A 7,227-nucleotide genomic window follows, 5' to 3' on the forward strand; every position below is an offset into this window, starting at 1 on the left:
TCGAAAACATATAATTTATATCAAGGCACGGTGACCGCAATATGGCGATTCCGTGCCTTTGGATTATAAAACAGGCAAATCACATAATATAGATATGAGTAAAGATAAACTTATCACACCAAGCTATTGCTGCATCCTGGCTGCTAACTTTCTGCTTTATTTCGGTTTCTGGCTGCTTATTCCGGTACTGCCTTTCTATCTTGAAGAGATATTCGGAGTATCAAACGCCACAATCGGAATAGTGCTGTCATGCTATACCATTGCGGCTTTGTGCATACGACCTTTCTCCGGATATTTTCTTGATACCTTTGCCAGAAAGCCTCTTTATCTTGTGGCATATTTTATCTTCACGTCTATATTTGCAGGATATATGCTTGCTGGCACTCTTACCTTTTTTATTATACTGAGGGTTATACATGGATTGTCGTTCGGAATGGTTACAGTAGGTGGAAATACTCTGGTAATTGACATCATGCCTTCTTCAAGAAGAGGTGAAGGATTGGGATATTACGGACTGACAAACAACCTGGCCATGTCTATAGGTCCTATGTTCGGACTATTCCTGCACAATGCTGGAGCGTCATATACAACAGTATTCTCGTATGCCTTGGTTTCAGGAATACTGGGAATAATAATGGCATCGTGTGTGAAAACAGAATATCGTCCGCCCATAAAACGTGAGCCTATTTCGCTGGACAGATTTATTCTAATAAAAGGACTACCAGGAGGATTGAGCCTTCTGCTACTTTCTATTCCATACGGAATGACTACCAACTATGTGGCTATGTATGCAAAACAGATAGGCATTACTGCAGAAACTGGATTGTTTTTCACATTCATGGCTATAGGAATGGCTGTAAGCCGTCTGTTCAGTGGCAAACTTGTAGATAAAGGAAAAATTACAGAAGTAATAATGGCCGGTATGTATCTTGTATCTTTCTGCTATTTCGGACTTACCGCCTGCGGATGGACTATTGAATGGAATTACATGTTTACCACAGTATTCTTCTTCGCAATATCACTTTTGCTTGGAATAGGTTTCGGCACTATGTTTCCGGCCTACAACACATTATTTGTAAATCTAGCCCCAAACAATCAGAGGGGAACAGCGACAAGTACTTATCTGACATCATGGGATGTAGGTCTTGGTATAGGAATGCTGACTGGAGGAAGTATTGCAGAGATCTCGTCTTTCAAATATGCCTACCTGTTTGGTGCCGTATTAACTTTGGTTTCTATGTTCTATTTCAAATTCAAGGCAGGACCTCATTTCATCAGAAACAAAGTAAGATAAGGGATATCAATCTTTATAAGTAAAAACATAAATGTGCGAATATCTTCCGTTTATCTCTGTAACCTGTGATGATATTATAAAAGAACGGAAAAGTCCGATATTGTCGCAAATAAATCCGGGAATGTAAGGTGAATATTGTTCTATATTCTCGGCAACCTTATCCATATCTGCAACCATAATATAAGAAGCGTCTCTGGAGAGATTGGAGAGACATTGGTCAAAAATTCTATTCTTAGGTTTTGAAATGGCATTTGTTATACATGAATCTACCTTTTCATGACCGGAAACTATAAGGATACTGTCTGACGAAATATTATGGATATTGTCCAGACGTAAAGCTATATCATGAGAACAGCTGTCAGGTTCGTACATTGAGCCGCTAAGATATAAGACATCACTATTGAGATGAAGTTCAAACTCGCTCCATACATTATTGTTGTCTGCCAACAAAGGGAATGATGCAGTACGTCCGTAGAACGTCATATAATTGGCAGATTTTTTCATCTGATAGTTTTTGAAAACAGCATCGTTAGCCAATGAGGTGCCATCCTTGATAGCATCTATGACACGTTCAATCAGCATTTTATGATAACTTACAATTATATATCCATCACCGCTTAACACAGAAAGGAAGTTTGCTGTTTTACCCAACGGATATATTTCTATCTTCTTTCCTCTATATTCTTCAGTTTTAGGATATATATCCTGACCGTACTTCTGGCGAAGGATATCGAGCAAGAACTTATTTCCGCCACCTGCTATCTTAAAATATGCAACAACGTCTTTAGTAGAAGTAGAATTATGAAAACTAATCATAAGACGCTTGATCTGGTTTGAAAGATCATGCGTATTAACAGATGTGTACTTGGAAATGTCTGTAAGGATATTATTAATCAGTTCAGAGTGATGTAATGTATCAAGATCTATTGCATATGAGGTACGCGGAAATTCGCTGGTATAAAAAAAGATATTATCAGTATCAAGAACGCCATTACAATCATCAGGAACCAAGGCAAACATATTTACATCTTTACCCTTTTCTGCGTCTGTAAGACTAAGAAAACTATAAAATGCTACTCCTATACAGAATAACAAGACCGATAATCCAACCCCTATTTTTACGACCGTACGAAACCTCATATAACTCTTTTTGGCAAAGATAATAAAAACTTTATAAAAAAGTACAAACAAAGCCAAATATTTATATACAAAAAAAGTCCTGCATTGCAGGACTTACTAATTTTTATGAAGTTGGGGTGACTAGTGGGACTCGAACCCACGACATTCAGAACCACAATCTGACGCTCTAACCAACTGAACTATAATCACCATGTTTGCTTTAGTAAAGGAGGGTGACTAGTGGGACTCGAACCCACGACATTCAGAACCACAATCTGACGCTCTAACCAACTGAACTATAGTCACCATTTGTTGGCTTTCCTTTCAAAAGCGATGCAAAGGTACGCATTATTTCCATTTATGCAAACTTTTATCCCATTTTTTTTCATTTTTATCCGCATTTTACTGAAAGACCTTCTTACTCAATATTTGCCCGGCATCCTCAATAAAACGCCTAATCCTCTGTCTTTCACTATCATTCAGATATTTTTTATCAATATTGCAAGGATATAATATAAAATCGGATTTTCCACTCAAAACAGGTCTTGAAGTCCAGACCAACGATTTTTCATAAGAAACCAATCTGGTTATCCCATTTATCTTTTTAAAAAACAGTTTTACCGACAAACCGCCATCAGTATTTCTGGCACTCATATTCGATATATAATTACCTAACGAGAAAACTACAAGATGCTTTTGAGGCGAAAGCGTATCCCCTATCATAGAAACCGGCTGGATGACATGAGGGTGGGAACCTATAACATGGTCAACACCCATACTTATCAACCATTCAGCCATATCAATTTCATTATCGGATGGCATCGTTTTATATTCCTGCCCCCAGTGCATAAACGCTATTATTACATCAGGCCTCATAAGACGGGCTTTCATAATATCAGACTTTATCTGTTGCCTCTCAATATAATTCACAATATTAGGTTTTTGAACAGACATTCCATTTGTGCCATATGTAGCATTAAGGAAAACAATCCTAAATCCTTTTTTCTCGACCAACAATGGATAATTATGAATTCTTTCTTCTTTATTTTTATATGTGCCGGCATGTTTTAATTTAAGAGAGTCAAGCTTTTCTATAGTTCTTGTCAGTCCTTTTGAGCCCCTATCCAGACAATGATTGTTTGCTGTCATAAGCACATCGAAGCCGGCATCCTTAATGGCATAAAGGTATTCATCAGGAGCACTGAAAGCAGGATACCCCCTATAAGGCTTACCTCCCAAAGTTACTTCCAAATTCGCTACTGCTATATCAGCAGAACGGACATACGGCTTGACGTACGTAAAACAATTACTGTAATCATATTTCCCATCAGCTCGTCTTGCAGCATTTATTTGTGCATCATGCTGCATAAGATCACCGGCAAAAAGAATTGAAAGTGTATCCGAAACTGCAAAAACAGTTGTTGCCGACAGCCACAAGGCTATCGGCAACAATTGTGATATATACTTATTTAATCTGTTCATATATCAAAATACATATACAAAGAATTAAGCGGTATTCAAACATCGTTTAATCAATGTTTAGCGTACTTGTTTAAACAAAGAACGATACAAATCAAACTATTTATAAATAGCTTTTTTTCCGGCAAGGAGTGTATTTTTCATGAGAGATACTATTGTCATTGGACCAACTCCACCAGGAACAGGAGTTATATATGAACATTTTGGTGACACCTCGTCAAACTTCACATCACCTGTAAGTTTAAATCCGGACTTTCTGCTTGCGTCAGGAACTCTGGTTGTACCAACATCTATTACTACAGCACCTTCCTTAACCATTCCGGCTGTTACAAATTCCGGCTGACCTAAAGCTGCAATTATAATATCAGCTTCACGGCATTCCTCGACCAGATTTTTACTTCTGCTGTGACAGACTGTTACGGTGGCGTCTCCAGGGTATGCTTTCTGCATCATCAAGGTAGCCATAGGCTTTCCTACTATGTTGCTTCTACCCAAAACCACACACTTCTTTCCACTGGTTTCAATATTGTATCTTTTCAGCAATTCCAGAATTCCATTAGGCGTTGCAGATACATAGCACGGCAAACCTATTGACATTCTTCCTACATTGATTGGATGAAAACCGTCAACATCTTTCCTATAGTCAATTGTCTCAATCACCTTCTGCTCTGAAATATGTTTAGGAAGAGGCAATTGCACTATAAATCCATCGACATCATCATCTGCATTCAATTCCCTTACTTTAGAAAGGAGTTCATCTTCTGTCACATCCGCTTCAAACCGTATCAATGTTGACTTAAAACCACAGACCTCACACGCTTTAACCTTGTTAGCCACATACGTTTCACTACCACCGTCGTGACCTACAAGAATTGCCGCAAGATGCGGACGTTTTCCACCTGAAGCTACAATCTGGGCAACTTCCTGAGCAATTTCCTGCTTTATCTGTTCGGATATTGCCTTACCATCTATCAATATCATAAGCAATAATTTAAAAAATTACAAAGACTTATATTTATATATTTCCCATTCAAATTAAGCAATATGACAAAGATAAGAAAAAAAGTCATAATATCAGATGGAATAGTATATTTTACTGTTTTTAGCCGATAAAATATAAAATCTTAAGGATTACAGCGGAAGTAATACTCAAAAATATTAACTTTGCACCGATTTGTTTACATTATTATATAGAATGAATATTTTTAACAGAATACTTTTATTCCTTTGTATATTAGCATGTTCTTATCCTGTCATCGGAAATACCATAAACGACAGATTTACCGTCGTCATTGATCCGGGACACGGCGGAAATGACCCGGGCGCAATAGGTACAAGAGGAAAAGAAAAAAACATAAATCTTAATGTAGCAAGAAAGCTAGGAAGACTTATTGAAGATAATTGCAATGACACAAAGGTTGTATATACAAGAAAATCAGACATTTTTGTGCCATTACACAGAAGGGCTGAAATAGCAAACAATGCAAAAGCCAACCTTTTTATATCTATTCACACCAATGCTGTAGCAAAAAAGAATTCATACGTAAAAGGAACTGAAACATACACTCTTGGATTACATAGAACTGAAGAAAACCTTGAAGTTGCTAAAAAGGAAAACTCTGTTATCCTTATAGAAGATGACTACAAACAAAGATATGCAGGTTTTAACCCAAACTCTTCTGAAAGCTATATCATATTTGAATTCATGCAAGACAAAAACATGTCGCAAAGCGTGAATTTCGCAACACTTATACAACAGAATTTCAAGAGTTATAACAGAATAGATAAAGGTGTGCACCAAGCTGGTTTTCTTGTGCTAAGAGAGACATCTATGCCAAGTGTACTTATAGAATTAGGTTATATATCCAACCCGTCGGAAGAAACATATTTATTGTCGGATAAGGGAACAACCGATTTGGCAAATGCAATTTACAGAGCTTTTATCAATTATAAGGGTAACAGTTCTAAAATTAAGCCTACTACTGTTACTTCGAATACCAGACAGGAAATAACTACACCAAAAGAAGAAGAAGAAACAAAAGAAACATCAAAAATAAAATTTAAGATCCAGATTTTAGCTTCAGATAGAGTCCTGCCGCAAAACAGCAAGCAATTTAAAGGCTTGAAACCGGTATCATGGTACAAAGAAAACGGATTGATTAAATATACATATGCCGAAAATGAAGACTATAACAAGATATTAAAGATAAAGAGGAAAATAGTAGATCCAAAATTCAAAGACGCATTCATCATCGCATTTAAGAACGATACAAAAATAAATATCAATAAAGCAATAAAAGAATTTAAGAATAACAATAAATAATTACATGGCAATTATGAGAAAAGAATTTACAATAGGAATTGCAGCTATAGCCGCATTGGTAATCCTTTTTGTTGGAATAAACTACCTTAAAGGTATAAACATGTTTAAAGCTGAAAGCTATTACTATGTTGACTATACACAAGTAAACGGTTTGGCTCTTTCAAGTCCGGTATATGCAAACGGATTTAAGGTAGGATTAGTAAGAGATATACAATATAATCACAATAAACCAGGACATATCACTGTAGGTATTGAAATGGATGAAAACATAAAGATACCGGTTGGAAGTAAAGCGGAACTAGTTACAGAAATGCTAGGTACAGTTAAAATGAACCTTATCATGAACTATAGCGAGAGTAACACTGTAACTCCTGGCGACACAATCGAAGGATATGCCAACAATGGCATTATGGCTAAAGCAGAAGAAGAGTTATTGCCTCAAATGGAGAAAATGATGCCTAAACTTGATTCTATATTATCTTCTCTAAACATGCTGCTGTCCGACCCATCTATAGGCAACACTATAAAGAACGCTGAAAAAATCACAGCATCATTAAATCAGACCAGCAACCACCTTGAAAAACTTATGGGAAACGACATTCCTAAAATAACAAATAATGTCGCCACTATAACAGAAGATCTTAAAACCATAAGCGGAAATCTGAAAGAGATAGATTATTATGCTACATTCCAAAAGATAGACGAGACATTGAAGAATGTTTATGCACTTACAGACAAATTAAACAATAAGGACAATACTATTGGATTGTTATTAAACGACCCAGAGCTTTATAATAACCTGAATGCAACATCAGCTAATGCTGCATCATTACTAAAAGACCTGCAGGAACATCCTAAAAGATATGTTCATTTTTCTTTATTCGGAAAGAAGGACAAATAAGCGTTACATAGAAACAATCTAAATAACAAGCATTCTAAATATTATACTTGTTATTTAGATTAATAACTGATTATCAATATTTTATATTTATACATACAAAATATATCATAT

Annotated in this window: 6 protein-coding genes and 2 tRNA genes; 3 read left to right on the forward strand and 5 right to left on the reverse strand. The window is 36.2% G+C overall.

The genetic code is table 11. The features are described 5' to 3' along the window. The first annotated feature begins 94 nt into the window (after positions 1-94). A complete protein-coding gene (locus H6A61_RS05045; protein WP_204391638.1) occupies positions 95-1,294 on the forward strand; it encodes an MFS transporter in 1,200 nt (399 codons plus the stop codon). Positions 1,295-1,300: 6 nt separating this feature from the next. Here H6A61_RS05045 and H6A61_RS05050 read toward each other — a convergent pair whose 3' ends face one another. The 5 genes from H6A61_RS05050 to folD form a co-directional block, all read right to left on the reverse strand. Then, entirely contained in the window at positions 1,301-2,434 is a 1,134-nt protein-coding gene (locus H6A61_RS05050; RefSeq protein ID WP_204391640.1) for a hypothetical protein, read from the reverse strand. 112 nt (positions 2,435-2,546) lie between these two features. Continuing rightward, positions 2,547-2,623, reverse strand: a tRNA-His gene (locus H6A61_RS05055). Between the two features lie 22 nt (positions 2,624-2,645). Further along, positions 2,646-2,719 (reverse strand) — tRNA-His (locus H6A61_RS05060). 96 nt (positions 2,720-2,815) lie between these two features. After that, the gene (locus H6A61_RS05065) at positions 2,816-3,895 is read right to left on the reverse strand and encodes a CapA family protein (RefSeq protein WP_204391642.1); all 1,080 of its coding nucleotides are present in this window, start codon (positions 3,893-3,895) and stop codon (positions 2,816-2,818) included. A 96-nt stretch (positions 3,896-3,991) separates the two neighbouring features. After that, positions 3,992-4,873, reverse strand: a complete 882-nt coding sequence (gene folD / locus H6A61_RS05070) for a bifunctional methylenetetrahydrofolate dehydrogenase/methenyltetrahydrofolate cyclohydrolase FolD (protein WP_154044030.1) — start codon at positions 4,871-4,873, stop codon at positions 3,992-3,994. Between the two features lie 214 nt (positions 4,874-5,087). Here folD and H6A61_RS05075 point away from each other — a divergent pair, with 214 nt between their 5' ends. Beyond that, complete coding sequence (locus H6A61_RS05075; protein WP_204391645.1) at positions 5,088-6,215, forward strand: N-acetylmuramoyl-L-alanine amidase family protein; 1,128 nt, start codon at positions 5,088-5,090, stop codon at positions 6,213-6,215. A gap of 4 nt (positions 6,216-6,219) precedes the next feature. Further along, entirely contained in the window at positions 6,220-7,116 is an 897-nt protein-coding gene (locus tag H6A61_RS05080) for an MlaD family protein (protein ID WP_204391647.1), read from the forward strand. The last annotated feature ends 111 nt before the right edge of the window (positions 7,117-7,227 follow it).

It is taken from the genome of Bacteroides caecigallinarum, from assembly GCF_016901995.1.
In the GTDB taxonomy this organism is placed as follows: Bacteria; Bacteroidota; Bacteroidia; order Bacteroidales; family Bacteroidaceae; genus Phocaeicola; species Phocaeicola cellulolyticus.